Source organism: Rhizobium sp. T1470 (assembly GCF_042140505.1).
Taxonomy (GTDB): domain Bacteria; phylum Pseudomonadota; class Alphaproteobacteria; order Rhizobiales; family Rhizobiaceae; genus Rhizobium; species Rhizobium favelukesii.
In genome coordinates this window covers 1,613,258-1,632,715 of the sequence record NZ_CP148091.1, presented here as the reverse complement: position 1 = coordinate 1,632,715, position 19,458 = coordinate 1,613,258, and the positions used below count along the sequence as shown (strand labels likewise).

Here is a 19,458-nt window from a genome sequence, read left to right as displayed (position 1 = left end):
GAATGCCTTGAGTTGAAAAGACACCTCGGTCTTGTGGGAGATTGGTCGATGAAAGTGCCTCGTCGAGTTCCGCCGGCCTATCTGCTGGTAATACTGGCGGCTTTCGTACCTCAAAGCCCATTGGCGCAGACCGGTCCCTCCGTCGGCGTTATGGCCGTTGCAGTCGGAGACGTATCCCCAAAGCATGAGTTCGTGGGACGCGTCGAAGCGATGAACGCCGTTGACATCCGTTCCCGGATCGAGGGTTTCATTGACAAACGCCTTTTCAACGAAGGCCAGGCCGTCAAGAGCGGGCAGGATCTGTTCCTCATTGACAGTCGCGCGCTGGAAATTGCGCTGGCAGATGCCAAGGCATCACTTGCAAGTGCGCAGGCAACGCTGGCAGACGCACAACGCCGCGTCGAGCGAAATAAATCCCTGAGCAGCCAGACAGTATCACGCGCAACACTGGAGGAAAGTCAAACAGCGCTGGAAACTGGTCAAGCAAACCTTTTGGCGGCGCAAGCACGGGTCAGTCAAGCCGAACTCAATCTCAGCTACGCCAGGATAAGCTCACCAATCGAGGGCCGTATCGGTGCCGCGCAATTATCGGACGGCAGCTTTGTGAGTGGCAGTTCGATGACACTTGCCCGCGTCGTAGAGATGGATCCCATTCGCGTGGTTTTCTCAGTAACCGACCGATCAATTCTCGAGCTTCGTGCGGCCGCCGGCGGCATCAGCAAGGATGAGCTCGCTGGAAAATTCGTACCCACCCTGCGGCTGTCCAACGGGCAGGAATACAAGGGGCCGGGCAAGATCGAGTTTTTTGGAAACGAGATCGATGAGGCAACCGGAACGCTGTCGATTCGAACTCTGTTTCCCAATCCGGACTTTCTGCTGGTTCCGGGCCAGTTCGTAACAGTGATCGTCTCGGAGGCGGAAAAGAAGATGCGCCCGATCGTACCGTTGGGCGCTGTCCAACAGGATCGCGAGGGCAAGTTTGTCCTGCTTGTCAACGAGAACAACGAGGTCGCGCTCCGGCGAATAAAAGTTTCTGAACAGGTGGGTGGAAACTGGGCAGTGGACGACGGTCTGAAAGGCGGCGAAAGCCTGATCGTGGAAGGAATACAGAATGTCGCCGAAGGATTGGCTGTCACTGTCACGCAAGCCTCGCCCGCAAACAACAGCGTGACGTCGATCGTCTCCCAGTCCGGTTCATCGCAATGAATATATCCGCGCCCTTCGTTGCAAGACCCAGGTTCGCGATGGTCATTGCAATCGTCATGATCATCGCGGGTGCTGTCGCCCTCCTTCAAATACCTGTCGCCCAATTTCCTCAGATCACTCCGCCGGAGGTGCAGGTTACCGCGAGTTATCCAGGTGCCAACGCCAGCGTCATGACCGACAGCGTGGGAGCACCGATTGAGGACCAGGTGAACGGGGTTGAAGACATGCTCTACATGTCGTCCTCCAGTACCAACAATGGCGCTTACAGCCTGACAGTGACGTTTGCTGCCGGAACAGATCCTGCAATCGCCCAGGTAAATGTACAAAATCGCGTAGCAATGGCGACGCCGCGACTTCCTGCTGCGGTGACCCAAACCGGCGTTTCGGTGAGAAGTCGTTCGTCGAGCATGCTGCTCGGCTTCGCAATTTACTCCCCGAAGGGTACGCACGACGATGTCTTCCTCAGTAACTACGCAACGATCAATATTAGAGACGCAATCGCACGGCTACCGGGGGTCGGAGAGGCGAGCGTCTTTGGCCCTGCCTATAGTATGCGGATATGGATGAATCCTGATCGCATGCAGGCCCTCGGGGTCACGGCCTCCGATCTGACTGCAGCCATCCAGGCGCAGAACGCGCAAGCCTCCGCCGGCCAACTGGGGTCTCCTCCCTCGACCCAAGGCCAGCAATTGCAACTGACCGTGATGGCAAGAGGACGACTGGCGAACGAGGCAGAGTTCGGCGACATAATCGTTCGCACGAACAGGGATGGAGCAATCGTGCGTCTTCGCGACGTTGCGCGCGTGGAACTCGGAGCACAATCATACGATACAGCCTCGACGCTGAATGGACAGCCCAGCGCGACGGTGGTTGTCTACCAATCCTCCGATGCCAACGCGCTTTCGGTGTCCACCGCTGTGCTTGGCGAACTGGAGACATTGTCAAAGCAGTTCCCCGACGACATCGCCTATACGGTGGTTTTCGATACGACCGCTTTTGTTCGACAAACCATCGAGGAAATTTTCATCACCCTGGCAATTACATTTGTCCTCGTCGTCGCCGTTGTCTTCATTTTCCTGCAAGACTGGCGTGCAACAGTCATTCCATCCTTAACGATACCCGTTTCACTGGTGGGTGGCTTTGCCGTTCTTTACCTCATGGGGTACTCGGCCAACACGATCACGCTCTTTGCGATGATCCTCGCGATCAGCCTGGTTGTGGACGACGCCATCATCGTCGTGGAGAACGCTCAGCGCATCATGAGCGAAACCGGGATCGGCGTGCGCGAAGCGACGCTGCAAACAATGAACCAGGTCACGGGTCCAATCGTCGCCACAACGCTCGTGTTGGCCGCGCTGTTTGTGCCGGTGGCTTTTCTGGCTGGTATCACCGGCGAGCTCTACCGGCAGTTTGCGGTTACCATATTGGTCACCATTACGTTTTCCACGATCAATGCACTCACGCTTAGCCCTGCCCTATGCGTCCTCATGCTGCGGCCTCCCGTGGAACAGAGCCAGTCCCGAATTTTCAGCAAGGTGAATGAGGGGCTAGACGCTTCACGCCGCTTTTATCTGCATTTATTGGCGCTCTTCGCCCGAAGGCTTGGTCTTAGTGCCTTGCTGCTTGTGGCAATTGTAACTGGCATTTACGGCTTCTATCGTGTCCTGCCGACCGGCTTCATCCCCTCCGAAGACCAGGGCTATCTCTTCATGAACGTCCAGTTGCCGAATGCCGCGTCTCTCGAACGCACACAGCAGACAATTGCAACAGTCACCTCGATGCTTCAGCGTACGCCAGGCGTTGCAAACACGATCGGAATTGCCGGTGCAAGCATGGTGGGCGGGGGCGGCTCCAATTCCGGTATGATCATCTCGGCGTTGAAACCGTGGAATGAGCGTGGCGCGGATCAAAGCGTTTTTGCCCTGATGAACCGATTGCGGGCTGAGTTCGCGGCGATCACGACGGCATCAGTTGTGCCATTCAATCCACCTGCCATCCCCGGCCTCGGCACAACGGGTGGCTTCGACTTCCGCCTTCAGGCGCGCGCCGGGCAAAGTCAGGAAGAGTTGGCCGAAGTCATGCGAAGCCTGATTGTCTCGGCAAACCAGACCCGGGGACTGGCGAGTGTATTCAGCACGTTTTCGGCTGACTCACCACAGGTTTATCTCGACATTGACCGAAAGCGTGCAGAACTTTATGGCGTTTCGCCGGCGACGATATTCGGCGCGCTACAATCTCACCTCGGATCGTCTTATGTGGACGATTTCAATATATTTTCGCGTGTATACCAGGTTCGTATTCAAGACGAGCCAAGTTTTCGAAGTCGCGTCGAGGACATTCAGCGACTGAGGGTGCGCAGCCAGTCCGGCAATCTTATTCCGCTGCAGGGCCTGCTGTCGATATCGACCGTCTATGGTCCCAGCACGGTCAACCGCTACAACCTCTTCCCATCGGCCGCGATCAACGGACAGGCAGCAGCCGGATCCAGTACTGGCGATGCGTTGGGTGCCATGGCAACGCTGGCGTCGGAAAAACTCCCACCCGGCTTCGGGTATGAGTGGACAGGGTTGGCTCTTCAGGAGAAGCAGGCCGGCAACCAGACCGTGGTCATTCTCATCATGGGGATCGTGTTCACCTACCTGTTTCTCGTCGCACAATATGAAAGCTGGAGCGTGCCTCTGGCAGTAATGTTGTCTGTGACCGTGGCCGTTGCCGGGGCGTTGGGGGGCCTTGTGGTTGGGGGCATCGACCTCAACATCTACGCGCAAATAGGCCTGCTGTTGCTCATCGGGCTCGCTGCCAAAAATGCGATCCTTATCGTTGAGTTCGCCAAGGAGCGCAGGGAAGCAGGTCTAACCATCATGGAAGCTGCAACCGAGGGAACGTCACAGCGCTTTAGGCCTGTGCTGATGACAGCTATGGCGTCTGTGCTTGGCGTCATACCCTTGGTCGTGGCCACGGGGGCGGGAGCTGGTAGTCGGCAGGCGATCGGCACGACAGTGCTCGGAGGATTGCTCGTCGGCACCGTATTTGGCATTCTCATCATTCCGCTTCTGTATATTTTCATCCAAACAGTCAGGGAGGCTGTCAAGCGTCGTCTTTTCCGGACCGACCGCAATGCTGAAGGCAGCAAACCTCCTGCGATCGCGCCTTCGGAATAGTGCCGGCGCCCAGCACTGGTGCGTGCCCGTTCTCTCACCAGGTCGGCTTTTTGGATGCCAGAGCCGATCGGGCGCGATATGTCGCCGAAGCTCGTATAGTGTCCGACCGTCAGAGGCTTTCTCGGCATGCGTAAATGAGGCCGATAGATGCGGTCATGTCACACGCCGCTGGCGGATATTCGAGCATGGCTCCACAGCAACGCCAGTAAACTCCAGAGACAGAGAGCATCCGGCCAGCACATGCACATAGAGATAGATCAAATCCGCCATGCGCTTGAATTGGTTTCGATATAGCCATCGGATCTCCATGCTGGAACGCGCACGCTCGCTCGGGCGCGCTCTTCGATTTGTCTTCAATCTCTGCGTATCGCTTCCTGTGGCATGCCTTTGGCTGGATCAACCAATGGCGATGGGCATCGAGCGCCCTTCCTTGGAATGTGTTGTGCTGATGCACGGGCTTGCCCGCGGCAGCGGATCGTTCTGGCTTGTCGAAAGGGTGCTGGTGCAGCGTGGATTCTTCGTCATCAACGAAGAGTACCCTTCAACGACCGCATCGATTGCCGGTCTCGCGCATTACGTAGGAAAATCGGTCGAAGCGTGCGGGGCCCGGCGCGTCAACTTCGTAACCCACTCGCTTGGGGGAATTCTGGTCCGCTACTGGCTTGCTCACACACGGCCCCTGAGTTTGGGACGTGTCGTGATGCTTGCTCCACCCAACAACGGCTCCGAGATCGTGGATGTCTTTGGCGATATCGCGCCGTTCCAGTGGATCAATGGACCTGCGGGGCTAGAACTCGGAACCGACGCCAGTGCCACACCAAAGGTTCTACCGAACCCCGATTATCCGCTAGGGATCATCGCCGGTGACATTTCGCTAAATCCTATCTTCAATTCCATCATCGAAGGACCGAATGATGGAAAAGTGTCGGTCGCCTCGACGAAGATCGAGGGAGCGAGCGACCATTTGGTGCTTCATACCACGCACACCTTTATGATGTTCAATCCAATCGTCGTTGTTGAAACCATGAATTTTCTTGAGACGGGGGCATTCGATCACAACCTGACGCTTCACGAAGCGAGCGGTGCGATGTTGGCAATGTTTGAATAGACGGCCCGCGTCTGCCGATCGACCTTGCCTTTGTCGAAAGATAGTCAATTGCCTTGGCGCCCACCCCGGGACAGTGCCTGCGAGGCTGTTCGCGCAGGAGACATAGGATCGCTGCCGGCGCAGATTCGCGCTGTAAAGCGGACGACTTAGCTGTCAGCAGATCCAAGAGATTTGAACTCAGAGCTTGGTTTTGGGATTCTATGCCGATCACAGACAGTCTTCTGCGACACTATAGTTGTGATGATGGTGCATAGGCTTCTGCCGCGATCTACGGACTTAATTGAGCGTCACAGAGGATAGAGTGATGAAGCAGTTACTGATGTGTTCGATGGCGGGTCTGGCACTTGCAAGCTGCACGCCGACGCAGCAGGGTGCCGGTATTGGTGCCGCAACGGGAGCGGTGGTCGGTGGTGCGGTGACGAATAATGTGCGTGGTGCGGCCGTTGGCGCTGCGATCGGTGGGGCTTCCGGCGCTGTGATCGGCAACGTGGCCGGTCGTCCAGGGCAGTGCGAGTTTCAGGATCGCAATGGTCGGCGCTATATCGCAGCTTGCCCGCGCTAACGGGTGATGAACATGAAATCGCGGTCGGTGTCCTTCACGCCAGCGGGTAACGGGCCAGTAGTTCGAACGCGGGCTTGCGAAAGAGGTCGCTCTTTTGCGCTACCTCTCCTTCCCTCTCCCGAATGATCGCTGCTGAATTCTAGCCGTTGCGCCAGCGGTCAGACTGGATGGGCAGACAACGACATTAATTTATTGAATTATATCGCGATTTTTGAGCGTTCTGGGCTGTCGGCCACCGTTGGTGGGCAAGATCGGTTTGTTACACAAGGCATGTACGCGCGACTGATTGCATGTTGAGATCGATGCCACTTCGCTGGTCAACGGCTGTCACGGCAACGTGCCAACCAAGCGCATTTGAGCACCCTTCGGGTACGACATACCTCGGTTCAACTGGAGGCAAGACATGGCCACTGCCAATGCCGCGTCAAAGACCACGATGCAGAGATTTCTCGACGGCGTTGAGAAGGTGGGAAACATGGTTCCCCATCCCGTCATCATCTTCCTTATACTGATCGGCATCGTCATCATTTTGTCGGCCGTACTCGGCGCTTTCGGAGCGGCGGTGAGCTACGAGCGCATCAATCCTGACACACACGAGATTGAGCAGGCGTCGACAGCAATCCGCAGCCTGGTGAATGTGGAGGGCATCCGCTTTCTATATTCATCGCTCATTCCCAATTTCATGAGCTTTACCGCGGTCGGGCTGATGATCGCTGCCATGATCGGCGCAGGCGTCGCAGAGGAATCCGGTCTGGTCACGGCGCTGATCCGCAAGCTCGTCATTGTCTCACCCCGCTGGGCGCTGACCTATATCCTGGCTTTCGTCGGCATCCTCGCAAGTATCGCGGCGGATGCCGGCTATCTCGTGCTGATACCGCTTGCGGGCGTTGCCTATCTGGCGGTCGGGCGACACCCTCTGGCGGGCCTTGCGCTTGGCTTTGCTGCCGTGGCCGGCGCCTTCACGGTCAATATGCTGATCAAGCCACTCGATGCCGTGCTCGTCGAATTCACCAACGATGCGGCGCACCTTGTCGATCCCGCACGCTCGATCGGTCTGGCATCCAACGTCTGGTTTTCCATTGTCTCGGTCCTGTTCCTGACGGTGGTGATTGCGTTCATCACCGATCGCATGATCGCGCCGCGGCTGGGAGACTATGATCCGGCAACCGCAGAGGGCGGCGTGCAGGCTCAGGGGGCGACCCTTTCCGAGCAGGAATCGCGCGGCTTGCGGTTCGCGCTCTATGGTCTGATCGGTCTTCTCGTGGTTTTCCTGCTTTTGACGATCCCCAGCGGCGCGCCGTTGCGCAATCCCGATACCGGCGAACTCATCGGCAATTCACCCTTCATGAACGGCCTGATAGCGCTGATCATGCTGATCTTCCTGGTGACGGGCTGGGCCTACGGCATCGGCGCCGGCACGCTGAAGACACTGGCCGAGGTCATCGCGGCAATCGAGAAGTCGATCAAGAACATGGGCGGAACCATCTTCCTGTTCTTCGTGCTGAGCCAGTTCGTTGCCTACTTCACCTACACGAATATCGGCACCGTCATGGCGCTTAGCCTTTCGGGCGTCCTGCAGGCCGCCAATATCGGAGCGTTACCGCTGTTGATCGGATTTATCGTCGTGGTTGCGATCATCGATCTGCTGCTGACGGGCGCCATTGCCAAGTGGGCGATCTTCGCTCCTGTCTTCGTTCCGCTTCTGATGAAGCTCGGCGTCGAGCCGGAAGCCGTGCTTGCCGCCTATCGCGTCGGCGATTCACCGATGAATGCTATCACGCCGCTCAATGCCTACTTCGCGCTCGTCGTCGGCTTTGCCCAGAAATACGACAAGTCCGCCGGTGTCGGCACGATCGTCTCTCTGATGCTTCCTTATGTCGTGCTGATCTTCGTCTTGTGGACGGGTCTCTTTGCGGTCTGGAAGGCCCTCGGACTGCCGTGGGGCCTATGACGATCGATGCGGCAACCGTGAACGAATAAACACTCGAATGAACGGATGGGTATCATGAGCAACACCTTAATCCCTCTCGACGTCGCCGCCGCAGAAGACCATCTGATGCGCTTCTTATCGGTGGAGGGCGTCACCGGACAGGAAAAGAATATTGGCCTTGCCGTCTGCGACGCTCTGAAAAAGATCGGCGTGCCGGAATCGGCCATTCGCTTCGACGATGCCAACAAGCGCATCCCGTTGCCGACCGAGACAGGCAATCTGATCGTGGATATTCCAGGAACGCGGCCGGGTCCGCGGCTTCTTTTTTCCACGCACCTTGACACGGTGCCACTTTGCGCTGGCGCCAAGCCTCGGCGCGAGGGCAACCGCATCGTCTCAGACGGTACCACCGCCTTGGGCGGTGATGCCCGAACCGGCGTCGCGGTCCTCGTCGTGGTTGCCGAGACGCTGATCAAACACAAGTTGCCGCACCCGCCAATCACGCTGCTGTTCACGGTACGCGAGGAAAGTGGGCTGCACGGGGCACGTGAGCTCAACCCAGCTGATCTCAACGGCGCTGTGATGTGCATCAACGTCGATGGCCAGATGGCCGCCGACCTGATTGTCGGCGCCGTCGGCCAAGAAAACTGGGAAGTCGAGATCACAGGCCGTGCGTCGCACGCAGGTGTCGCGCCGGAGAAAGGTATTTCGGCAACCCTGGTCGGCGCCATGGCTTTGGCCGAAGCAAAGCACAGCGGCTGGTTCGGCAAGGTGATCAAACCGGACGGTCGAGGCACCAGCAACGTCGGCATTTTCGGAGGCAAGGGCAACAAGCCGGCCGGTGATGCGACCAATGTCGTGACCGACTACGCGTTCATCAAGGGCGAGGCGCGCAGCCCTGAGGCGACATTCGCGACGAAGATTGCGAACGGCTACAAGGAAGCCTTTGCCAAGGCCCAGAGCGAGGTGACGGACGATCAGGGCGACAAGGCCGAGGTGAAATTCAGCCATCAGGCATCCTATCCGCCCTTTGAATTGGGCAAAGACACGCCAATCGTGAAACGCGCGACGAAAGCGCTGCAGATGCTCGATATCGAGCCAGTGTATGTGTTTTCGAACGGGGGCTTGGATGCCAATTGGCTCGACAAGCATGGCGTTCCCACCATCACCATTGGGGCTGGACAAGCCGAGATTCACACCATCAAGGAATATGTGAACCTCAAGGAGTACGAGAAGGGCTGCCGTCTGGGCGTGCTTATGGCGACGCTCGACGATTGATGTGTTCGCAGGGCCGTGTGCCGTGGTCGGCTGCAGCAGGTGCGGCTGTCATGCTGCACTTGGCTGCAGTCATCGCGCCTCAGCCCGGTCTTTGTCGATCCAGGCCGAGGGAGGCAAACTTGGAGATCCCGATGGTTGCGCGATTGGGCTTGGACTGCGTGGTTTGGACGGTTAGAGGCACAAGGGAGCAAGGCGATTGAGTCCAATAGCATACACCGCGACTATCATCGCCGTTGCCGTCGTTCTGTTTGTCTGGAACAAGTTGCCGGTCGTCTTTGTGGCGATGCTGACTGCGCTTGCCCTTTGGGCGAGCGGTGTCCTGACGATCGGCCAGGCTCTTGGCGGTTTCGGTGATCCAGCGGTCATCTTCATCGCGTCGCTTTTCGTCGTCAGCTCCGGACTTGAGGTCACCGGTGTGACCGCCTGGGCCGGACAACTGCTGATCCGTGGTGCGGGCGAGGAGAGCCGGACGCGCCTTCTGCTTCTGACGATGGCACTGGTGTCGCTGCTTACTGCACTGATCAGCGTCAACGGCGCAGTCGCGGCCCTGTTGCCGGTCGTGGTGGTCATCGCTGTTCGCCTGCGGCGAAACTCGTCGCAACTGCTCATGCCGCTGGTCTTTTCCGCGCATGCAGGTTCCATGCTGGCGCTGACGGGAACGCCGGTAAACGTACTGGTGTCGGAGGCAGGCACCGACGCGGGCGCCGGAGGCTTCGGGTTCTTTGAATTTGCGCTCGTGGGTCTTCCGCTTCTGGCGGGCACGATGGCGATCATCATATTGTTCGGAAAGCAGCTGCTTCCCGAACGCAACGGCGCAACCATGCCGGCCGATTTCAGCCATCATGCCAAGACCCTTGTCGAGCAATACGGGCTTGCAAGCGGCATATACCAGATGCGTGTGCGCGCAAGCTCGCCTTTTGTCGGCCTCGCATCCACCGGGGTCGATCTCTTGGCGCATCAGGGGTTACAACTTGTCGCCATTCAGGAGGGGGAGACGGCCGGCCCGCTCCGCAGGCCTCATATTGCCGAGGGGGATCATCTTCTCTTGCGTGGCGAGCCTGACGTCGCAGCCGCATTCGCATCCGCGATGCATCTCGCCTTTCGCGACGAGAAGGCGACCGGTCACGGCGAGGAAACCTTGTTCAATCGCAGCTCGGGTCTTGCCGAGGTCGTCATCCCGCCGCGCTCCGGGCTTATCGGCGAAACGGTTTTTCCTGGCATGGTCACAGACAGCGGCGATCTCATCATTCTAGCGGTACAGCGCGCCGGCGCCGGGATCGCGCCCGGCAGTACCACGAAGGATGCAGGCGGCATCGCGTTGCAGGCAGGCGATACGATGCTGCTGCAGGGAACCTGGAAGGCACTCGATGTTCACCTCAATGACCCGGACGTTCTGGTTGTCAATTCGCCTGAGCTTGTCCGCCGTCAGGCTGTCCCGATGGGGCCGGGCGCGCGCCAGGCAGTCATCATCCTGATCGCGATGGTTCTGCTACTTGCCACCGGCATCGTGCCGCCGGCGGTCGCGGGTCTGCTTGCTGCTGGTGCGATCATCCTGTCAGGGATCATGAGTGTCGAGCAAGCCTATCGCGCTGTGGGCTGGACGACGGTCATCCTTGTTGGCGCGATGATGCCGCTTTCGACTGCCATGGTGCAAACAGGTGCAGCCAAACTGATGGCAGAGCATCTCGTAAATCTCGTTGGCGATGCAGGACCAGTTGCCCTGCTCGCCGGGCTGTTTATCCTGACGGCGATCATGGGGCAACTGATCAGCAACACTGCAACGGCACTGATCGTCATCCCGATCGGCGTGGCGGCGGCAACGGCCATGGGGATTTCTCCGCGTCCGGTGCTCATGAGCACAGCTGTCGCTGCAGCTGCTGCCTTCCTGACGCCGATCGCGACACCGACGAACCTGATGGTGATGGGCCCCGGCGGCTATGCCTTCAACGACTACTGGAAGCTTGGATTGCCCTTGTTGATCTGGTTCTTTGTCGTTGCAGTATTCATCGTGCCCTTGATCTGGCGCTTCTAAGATTGCTGGTGTGACGGTCGGCGCGACGATCCGGATTGCGAGACGCGCCTGCCCAGGTTTTTCCAGGCGACACCGTTGGGCACATCGCGGAATGAGGAACGGCCGGCAGGCTAAAGCATGTCTCCCGAAGGCGGGAACCGGCGGGCCAAAGACATGCGTGAAAACAAAGAACTAAAGCGCGACAAGCGAATCTCAAAGATCGCGCCGTGCGTGAGCGTGGAAACGGCGGGAGATGCTCACGTTCTCGCCTATTGTGATTTCACCAGCCCCGAAAAACCAGCGACAGCCAGAAGGCTGAGTGCCCAGCCAATCACCGACTGGAAGAAATAGTATTTCAAGGTGAACGTGCCGTTTGGCTTCAACGAGTCCGGTCGCCAGTAGTCCTTTTGCCCGATCGAGGCCACCGGCAGAAGAACATCCAACGAATACATCAACGCATTGAACTCTGGGTAGCTGGCTGCTTCCGGTTGATTGCGGAAACAGGTGAGCTGGTTTTCTCCAACCTCGGCACGTCCCGTCAAATCCTGTCCGCTTGATGGCATGAAGCGGCTTTCGGTTCGTTGGAGATCGCACATCGTCCATTCCGGGGAACGCAGGACGACAGGACTGTTTGGTTTCATTGCGCCGCTGCGATAGGCGACAGCAAAGATCCCGGTACCGATCGCCCAAAAGAGCATGAGCCAGACCAGCGCCAAAAGGGGTTGCCGCCCGTAGCGCAGCGTCACCGCAAGGACGGCATCGGTGCCCCCCAGGACTGCACGCAACATCGGATTTTTGGCGCGTGCCCGACGCGCCCGCCGTTGTAGTCGCTCCTTGGTGATCAGGACGGCGCGAGCATCCTCGTCATGCCCCATCTCCCGCAAGACCATCGATAACTGCTCGTAGGGCTGCGGCCAGAAGTCCGCCTTCCAACGGTCAGGCGTCTGGCGCGACAGCCAGTCGAGCCGGCTTTCCGCATCAGCCGGCCCGCCGATGAAGGCCCCATACCGGCAGCGATTGAGAAGCAAGTCGCCGGTCTTAGGCCAGCTCGTTGGTTCGTCGTCGATTGCGCCGATCGTTGTGGCAGTCAGGTCCAGCGCGCCCTCGACGGATGCGTTCTGTCGCAGAAAGAATGCGCCGTCAATGGTGGTTCGATTGAGCCGCAGCGCATAACCGCCCGGCTGCGAAAGTGACGCCGAGGTGCAATCGATGTCGCCACCGAAGCGGGCACCCAGCAGGCGGGTCTCACCGACAATGGTAGCCCCTCGCAAGGCGAGGTCGCCTGCTGCTACGATCGCGTCACCGTTGAAAACGACTTCACCGGGGCGTTCAAACCGGGCACCGACCGCGTTGACGTCGCCGCCAAGGCGAACCGCGGAAAGATTGATGCCGCCGCGCACATCGGCACCGCGCAACAGAACGCCGCCTCGGGTTTCCAGTCCATCAGCGTCGAGCGCGATCCCGCCGGGGGCAGCGATCGAAACGCCGTCGGCCTCTATGCTGCCGCCGATCCGCGCGCCGGGAAGGCGGATTTCGCCTGTTACGATCGCGCCGCGAAGCGAAAGGCAGCCGCGCGCTTCGAGCCTATCGGCCTGAAAGCCGGGTAAGGCCGAGCCGTCGAGGAAGAGATTGTCGATGATGGCGGAGCGCAACACTGGCGAGGCTTCGAAGTGGCAGTCCTTGAGACCGATGTCGCGAGGAACCCGGCATCCTTCAAGATCGAGAATATCGGTTATCCAGGCGCCGCTCAGCCTCAGCCCCTTTTCATGCAAACGGTAGCCATCGCTGCCGAGGATGAGATAGCGCAAAAGGTCCGCCCGCACGGTTCGCTCGGGGTCTTCCCGTTCCGGGCGTAGACCATCGCCCAATCGGTCGAAGTCTCCCAGCTGCAGATGTGCAACCACCTTCGCTTCAGCCACGCTGAGCGGGTGAAACTGAGCAAGGCTGGGTACGACGGGAACAGCAGATCCTGATTGCGGGGCCGTCTGGTTCATCGAACCGGTATCCGTTTGGGTTCGGCTGCGCATAATGATCGAACACTGTTCTGGCAGAGAGGAAATCTGCCGGACTTGCACACCGGTCGATCGGCAAGAGGGGCGTGGCAATTCATACGATCGTTCTCCTCGATCATGGCGTTCGCGCCGATCCTGGCCGATCAGCGTGTCGTACCACAACGCGATCGTGGCCAAGCCACCAAACAAACGGGTCGTTTCGGCAAGACCTACGTTCCAACGACATCGGATTCGGCGCTGCCTTGGCAATGCGACCGGGGCGGCATTTTTCCAGCCGCCTGACTGACCGTCGCGTCATTGATTTCGCCGTTTTTGAGTGTTGGTCAAGAGGTGTCGCAAAAATGCGCGCTGATCGGGCGGCATATCGGACCACAAGCATAGTTTCTGGATTCAGTGCCGATCACAGCCCGACATAGGCGATGCTAAAGTGTCGCCAGGACGCCTCACGGCCCATGCGACCGGTGAAAAGGCCGGATACAAATCGGGCCCTGCAGGGGGCATGCATGAAGGAAGTTGGCCTGCGGGGACTGCGCGCTATTACACCATCATAACCCGTCGAAAGCCTGTGCGATGCCAGAAGACCACGCAACACCGCAGTCACGCGCATCGGGATTGCCACAGGGCCTGATCCTCCTCTGGAGCTTGCTGTTCGTCGTCTGGCTGGTGATCAATTCATCGGTAGAACCGGCGATCATGGGCGTCGGCGCGCTGGTATCGTTGGTCGTGGCGGTGATTTTCATGCGTCGTGGCGATGTCTGGCGGATCAAAGTGACGCCGAGCAAGATCTTTCATTTCATTGCCTATACCGGCGTTTTCTTGGTCGAATTGGTAAAGGCGAACGTCAACATGCTTGGCTATGTCTACGCGCCACGCATCGACATTCGTCCGGGGATCGTCAAGGTCAGGACGTCGCTCAAGTCGCCGATCGGACGGCTGGCGCTCGCAAATTCGATCGCGCTCACGCCGGGCTCGCTGGTGATGGATCTCAGAGGCGATGCACTCTTCATTCATTGGCTCGACGTCAAGACGACCGATCCGGAAGGCGCGACGCGAATGATCATCGGGCCTTTCGAAAGGCACTTGGGGGTGGTGTTTGGCTGAGATCATCCTGCAGATCTCCGTCGTCTTGATCTTCTTCAGCATCGTCTTCGGCGTGCTGCGGCTGATCATCGGCCGCACGGCGATCGATCGGGTGGTGGCCATCGATATGCTGACGGTCGTCACGATCGCGCTGATCGCGCTTTACGCCCACATATCCGGGCGCTTCGTCTATATCGACGTTGCTCTTGTCTACGGTCTCCTGAGCTTTCTGGCTGTCCTTGCCATTGCCCGCTTTCTGGAAAAGGGGCCGTAGCCAGATGCTGGAGATGCTGATCCTGTTGGTATGCGGCAGCATTCTGGTGAGCGGAGTGCTGGCCGTCGTGCTCAGCAATCTCATGGCAGCGATGGTCAGCGCCGGACTGGCAAGCCTGTTTGCGGCGGCGTCCTATGTGCTGTTGGCTGCGCCTGACGTCGCCATGGCCGAGGCTGCGATCGGGTCGGGTCTTGCAACGCTGATCTTCCTTTATGCGATACGCAAGACCAGAGGTGAAGGACCTGTCGATGAGTGATCTGGTTGGCAGCCTCGTTATCCTCGTTGGTGCGTTTTTCCTCTTCTCTGCGGGGGTCGGTCTGTTGCGCATGCCCGATGTCTTCACGCGCATCCAGGCGGGCACCAAGGCCTCGACGCTCGGCAATATCCTGGTTCTTGCCGGCCTCGGAATCTATCATCCCGACTGGTCGTTGAAGCTGCTGATCATCGCCTATTTCGTGCTCATGACCAATCCGTTGTCGTCACACGCGCTGTCGCGGGCCGCGCATGCAATCCGCACACCGATGGCGGCAACGACGATCGTCGACGCTCTGCGCGACGAAAACGACAATGCTGCCGAAGAGGGCTCGCTATGAGGCGCGCGTTCAGCCTGCTCGCCGTGCTGGCATTCGCCGTCATCTTTGCTGGACTTGTCAGCGACTATGGCGAACGCCAGACGCTCTCTGCCTTGGCGGTGCATTATCTGACGCAGGTGCCGGCGGATCTTGGCGCCCCCAATGTTGTGACCGGAATTCTGATCACTTTTCGCGGCTTCGACACATTGGGAGAGGTTGCAGTGCTGTTCATGGTGGCAGCGAGCGTCGGCCTGCTGTTGGCAAGTGAAGCGGATGAGACGCCATTTTCCAAGCCTGTTGGCGTGACACAGGGGCCGAGCGAACTGGTGCGCAACGGCGCAGAGGTGGTGCTTCCTGTTATCTTCCTGTTCGGTGCGTATGTCATCATCAACGGCCACCTGTCGGCTGGCGGTGGATTCCAGGGTGGCGCAGTTGTTGCCTCCGGTGTGATGCTCTTGATGCTCGCCTATCCCTCAGCGCCGCTCCATCATGCTTTCCTCAGCATCACGGAATCGCTGGCAGGCGTTTTCTATGTCTCGATCGGCATTGTCGGGATTGTCTTTGGCGGCGGTTTTCTCGACAGCCATATTCTGCCGCGCGGTAATTTCGGGACGCTCTTCAGTGCCGGGGCCATTCCGCTGATATCGGCTCTGCTGGGTATCAAGGTCGGTGCCGAACTGAGCGTCATTATCGATCGGTTTCGCAATTGAATGACGACAGACGGGGAGCGCGATGGGGCTGGCGATATCACAGATACTTCTCACCACGGGATTTCTTCTCGTGCTCATCGGCTTCTGGGGCATGCTCAGGCATCGCAACATCCTGCGCATCATCATCGGCTTTTCGCTGATCGATACCGGTATGCACATCGTTCTGGTGGCGACCGGCTATGTAAGCGGCGCGACCGCGCCGATCGTCGACGTGGCGCTCAGCGCTTCAGATGCGGCCGCGCACGCGGTCGATCCCATTCCTGCCGCACTGGTCGTGACTGCTATCGTCATCGGCTTTTCGGTCACCGCGATCATGCTGTCATTCGCGATCCGGCTGCATGCCGTGCGAAAAACTCTTTCGATCGACGTGCTGACGGAGTCTAAATGGTAGGCAGCCTCCTCCAGCCACTGAACATCTTCCTGCTTGGCCTTGGCGGTGGATTTCTCATTCCCCTGCTCTACCGCATCGCCAAGCCGTTGCCGGCGGTGGGCTTTGTCGTAGCACTTCTGGGCATGACCTTTATTTCGTGCGTCTGCCTGTGGGCGATCCACAATGGCGCGCCGACCTTCGAGATTTTAACTGCGGGCAGCGTGCCGCCATTCTCGATCAATCTGCGCTTTGGGCCGTGGGAGGGGTTTTTCTCCCTTTGCGTCAATGTCGTCGCGCTGCTCGGTGCCTGGCACCTTTGGGCGCAGTTGCGCTCAAGCTATCCGGCGCTCTTGCTCTACCTGATCCTGATCATGGGCATCAACGGAATGGTCATGACCCGCGATCTGTTCAACCAGTTCGTTTTCCTGGAAATCACGTCGATCGGAACCTATGGGCTTCTTGGGGTTGAACGGACGCCCGCAGCGCTTGCGGCCAGCTTCAAATACATCATGGCGACGGTGCTTGCCTCGTCCTTCTTCCTGTTGGGAGCCGGGCTTCTCTACCATGTGACCGGTACGCTCAATATCGACGACATGATCACCAACCGGGCGGCAATCACCGGCCCGATCGGCGTGAGCGCGCTGCTGTTCGTGCTGGCCTGCCTCGTGCTGGAACTGAAGCCGTTCCCGGCCAATGGATGGGGGCTCGACGTCTACGAGACGGCGGCCAGCGGCATCGCAGCCCTTGTCTCTGTCGGGGTGTCGGCGGGTGTGTTCTTTGCGCTTTTCAAGCTGCTGCCGCTTTTTGGCGATCACCTGGGCATCCTCGCCGTATCGGGTGGGATCACCTTCCTGTTCTCCAATCTCGTCGGGCTGAACCAGACGAGCGTTCAACGGATGCTCGGTTATTCCTCCATCGCGCAGATGGGGCTTCTGATGCTTGCACTGGCGCTGCTGCATCAGCTTGGGGCCGAGCAGTCACTGCCGCTGGTGGTCGGGGGCCTCTTCATCAACCATCTACTCGCGAAGGCCGGTCTGTTCTGGCTTGCCGGCATTGTCGAGCGGCGTGAGATCGGCGGTTGGTCCGATGTCGCCGGCAATCGACTTGTGCTCTTTATCCTTGCTGTGTTTCTGGTCGCGATTGCCGGCTTGCCGCCATTTCCCGGCTTCTGGGCGAAATGGGAGCTCGTGATGCAGGCGGCGGCCGGCGAGCGATACATCTGGATTGCCGTCATTCTGGCCGGGTCGCTGCTTGAGGCAGCCTATATGTTCCGCTGGTTCAAGCAGGCGACGCGGCCGATGCCGAGCCAGTTAGACAGTGGTTTGCCGGCTGGCAACCTGGCGCCCATCGGCCTGGCGCGGTTGGTTCCAGTGATGGCCAGCGCCGTTCTACTGTTTGTGAGTGGCTATGTGGCGGCGGCCCTTTCCGGTGCAGCGTCGCTGTGGCTTGTCGGACCGCTTTGCGTTGGTGGCGTTCTGTGCCTGCTTGACGGGCTTGCCGGCCGGATCAAGTGCGTTCTGATGATAGCGGCGGTGCTGGTTGTCGGTCTGTGGATCGCTGACGATATCGAAGGTTTGCGCCGACTGTTTACCGTACTACTCCTCGCAGGCGGTATGGTCATTGCTTTCGCCAGCCTCTATCGCTCCGATTCTCGCCGAGGCTTCTATCCGATGATGGCGATCCTGCTGTTGTCGATCGCCAGTCTGCTGCGCGCCGCCACCAGCCTTGAGTTCTTTTTCCATTGGGAGATCATCACCCTTTCTTCCTATTTCCTGATCGCGCAGCGGCCCGGCGCCCACCCCTATGTGCTGCAGTTCCTGCTGTTTTCTCTGGTGTCGGCGTTTTGCCTGCTCGCGGGCTTCGGCGTTGCCACCAGCGCCAACGGCAGCACGGCGCTTGCAGCATTTGCCACGGCTGGCTCGGATGCGGCGCCGGCCTTCATGTTCCTTTCGATCGGATTTCTCATCAAAACCGGGGCTGTTGGCGTCCATGTCTGGCTGCCGGGCGCCTATGCCGAGGCCGACGATGATCTCTCGGCGATGCTGTCCGCCGTCATCAGCAAGGTGGCGATCTTCGGCTTGTTTATGGTGACTTATCTCGCCATTCGCTCAAAGGTTGGGCTCGAGATGGCGCATGTGATGGGTTGGATCGGGCTTCTAACGACCATCGCTGGTGCAGTGATGGCGTTTCAGCAGAGCGACCTGAAGCGCATGCTCGGCTATTCCAGCATGAGCCAGATCGGTTACATCATCACGGCGATCGCCTTGATGAGCCATCTCGGTTGGGTCACCGCTTTCTACCTGGTCGCCAACCATCTGATGGTAAAGGGCATCCTTTTTCTTGCCGCAGCCGCCGTCATCCTGCGCACCGGCACGCGGTTGTTCGATGAGATCGGGGGCCTTGGCCGAAAGATGCCGCTCACCTTCGCGTCGGTGGTCATTGCTCTTATCTCGATGTCCGGTCTGCCGCCGCTTGCCGGCTTCGGCGGAAAATGGCTGCTGTTGAGTGCGATGGTGGACAGACGTTGGTACGGCCTTGCGATCGTTGCTGTGCTCGCGACCTTCATTGGTTTTCTCTACATGTTTCGCTTTGCCTATGCGCTCTTCCTGGGGCAGCGAAAGGCAGCGCACGATGAAATCACGGAAGCGCCTTTGACGCTACTGGTGCCGCAGTTCGTTCTGGTTCTGGCAATTTTCCTGCTGTCCTTCTTCCCGAAGCTGGTGATGGATCCCGTGTCCGCCGCGATCGACCCATACTTCGCATCGACGCTGGTGTGGCAAGGCATGTCGCTGGAGACCATCTATGGCTACTGGAACCCCTTGCCCGTCATGGCCATAAGCGTGGCGATCGCAACGGCGCTGCTTGGGGTGTTCCTGTTGATCTATAGAACTTGGCGGGGCCGTTCCATGCCTGTCAGCACCGCGCATTTCTACGCCTTCTATCGATCAATGTTTGCCCCGCTCGTGACCCCACTTGCCAACTTCGTCTGGGATGGGCTTTGCGATCTGACTGTCGGTGCGGCGGGAGTGGTGCGGAGAGTCTACACCGGAAACGGCCAAACATACGCGCTGCACGTGCTCTACTATGTTATAGCATTATATCTGTTGGGCACCTTCAGCCTTCTCGCAGCTTGACAGGTGGTCAATGCGCGCCGCTGCAAGGCTAAAGGCTCGGGCGATGTGGG

15 protein-coding genes are annotated in these 19,458 nt (G+C 58.9%); 14 read left to right on the top strand and 1 reads right to left on the bottom strand.

Annotation, left to right across the window (positions count from 1 at the left end; translation table 11 throughout):
* Positions 1–48: 48 nt before the first annotated feature.
* The 7 genes from WGT02_RS08155 to WGT02_RS08125 all read left to right on the top strand — a co-directional run bounded on the left by WGT02_RS08155 (position 49) and on the right by WGT02_RS08125 (position 11,277).
* Entirely contained in the window at positions 49–1,206 is a 1,158-nt protein-coding gene (locus WGT02_RS08155; protein WP_208250494.1) for an efflux RND transporter periplasmic adaptor subunit, read from the top strand.
* Complete coding sequence (locus WGT02_RS08150) at positions 1,203–4,367, top strand: efflux RND transporter permease subunit (protein WP_208248350.1); 3,165 nt, start codon at positions 1,203–1,205, stop codon at positions 4,365–4,367. Before WGT02_RS08155 ends, WGT02_RS08150 begins: the two co-directional genes overlap by 4 nt.
* A gap of 403 nt (positions 4,368–4,770) precedes the next feature.
* Entirely contained in the window at positions 4,771–5,475 is a 705-nt protein-coding gene (locus WGT02_RS08145) for an alpha/beta hydrolase (RefSeq protein ID WP_225039592.1), read from the top strand.
* A 304-nt stretch (positions 5,476–5,779) separates the two neighbouring features.
* Positions 5,780–6,037: a glycine zipper family protein gene (locus WGT02_RS08140; RefSeq protein WP_024317371.1), complete on the top strand. Its 258-nt coding sequence runs from the start codon at positions 5,780–5,782 to the stop codon at positions 6,035–6,037.
* 403 nt (positions 6,038–6,440) lie between these two features.
* Positions 6,441–7,988, top strand: coding sequence for an AbgT family transporter (locus tag WGT02_RS08135; RefSeq protein ID WP_024317370.1), 1,548 nt, complete (start codon positions 6,441–6,443; stop codon positions 7,986–7,988).
* A 54-nt stretch (positions 7,989–8,042) separates the two neighbouring features.
* Positions 8,043–9,245 (top strand): M20/M25/M40 family metallo-hydrolase, encoded by a 1,203-nt coding sequence (locus WGT02_RS08130; RefSeq protein WP_375679348.1) that lies wholly within the window; start codon positions 8,043–8,045, stop codon positions 9,243–9,245.
* Between the two features lie 196 nt (positions 9,246–9,441).
* Positions 9,442–11,277 (top strand): SLC13 family permease, encoded by a 1,836-nt coding sequence (locus WGT02_RS08125; protein WP_024317368.1) that lies wholly within the window; start codon positions 9,442–9,444, stop codon positions 11,275–11,277.
* A 248-nt stretch (positions 11,278–11,525) separates the two neighbouring features.
* Here the strand turns inward: WGT02_RS08125 and WGT02_RS08120 are convergent, their stop codons facing one another.
* On the bottom strand, positions 11,526–13,250 hold the full coding sequence (locus tag WGT02_RS08120; protein WP_208248358.1) for a hypothetical protein: 1,725 nt from the start codon (positions 13,248–13,250) through the stop codon (positions 11,526–11,528).
* 588 nt (positions 13,251–13,838) lie between these two features.
* On the opposite strand from WGT02_RS08120, the gene WGT02_RS08115 reads away from it, so the two are divergent.
* From WGT02_RS08115 to WGT02_RS08085, 7 genes are read left to right on the top strand one after another with little or no spacing between them, the layout of a single operon-like run.
* Positions 13,839–14,369 (top strand): Na+/H+ antiporter subunit E, encoded by a 531-nt coding sequence (locus WGT02_RS08115; RefSeq protein WP_024317366.1) that lies wholly within the window; start codon positions 13,839–13,841, stop codon positions 14,367–14,369.
* Positions 14,362–14,622: a monovalent cation/H+ antiporter complex subunit F gene (locus tag WGT02_RS08110; RefSeq protein WP_024317365.1), complete on the top strand. Its 261-nt coding sequence runs from the start codon at positions 14,362–14,364 to the stop codon at positions 14,620–14,622. Before WGT02_RS08115 ends, WGT02_RS08110 begins: the two co-directional genes overlap by 8 nt.
* Positions 14,623–14,626: 4 nt before the next feature.
* Positions 14,627–14,878, top strand: coding sequence for a hydrogenase subunit MbhD domain-containing protein (locus WGT02_RS08105; protein WP_024317364.1), 252 nt, complete (start codon positions 14,627–14,629; stop codon positions 14,876–14,878).
* Complete coding sequence (gene mnhG / locus WGT02_RS08100; protein ID WP_024317363.1) at positions 14,871–15,215, top strand: monovalent cation/H(+) antiporter subunit G; 345 nt, start codon at positions 14,871–14,873, stop codon at positions 15,213–15,215. Before WGT02_RS08105 ends, mnhG begins: the two co-directional genes overlap by 8 nt.
* A complete protein-coding gene (gene mbhE / locus WGT02_RS08095) occupies positions 15,212–15,904 on the top strand; it encodes a hydrogen gas-evolving membrane-bound hydrogenase subunit E (RefSeq protein WP_208248360.1) in 693 nt (230 codons plus the stop codon). Before mnhG ends, mbhE begins: the two co-directional genes overlap by 4 nt.
* Before the next feature lie 22 nt (positions 15,905–15,926).
* On the top strand, positions 15,927–16,295 hold the full coding sequence (locus tag WGT02_RS08090; RefSeq protein ID WP_024317361.1) for a sodium:proton antiporter: 369 nt from the start codon (positions 15,927–15,929) through the stop codon (positions 16,293–16,295).
* Positions 16,289–19,408: a proton-conducting transporter membrane subunit gene (locus WGT02_RS08085; protein ID WP_208248361.1), complete on the top strand. Its 3,120-nt coding sequence runs from the start codon at positions 16,289–16,291 to the stop codon at positions 19,406–19,408. The genes WGT02_RS08090 and WGT02_RS08085 overlap by 7 nt, the downstream gene beginning before the upstream one ends.
* Positions 19,409–19,458: the final 50 nt, after the last annotated feature.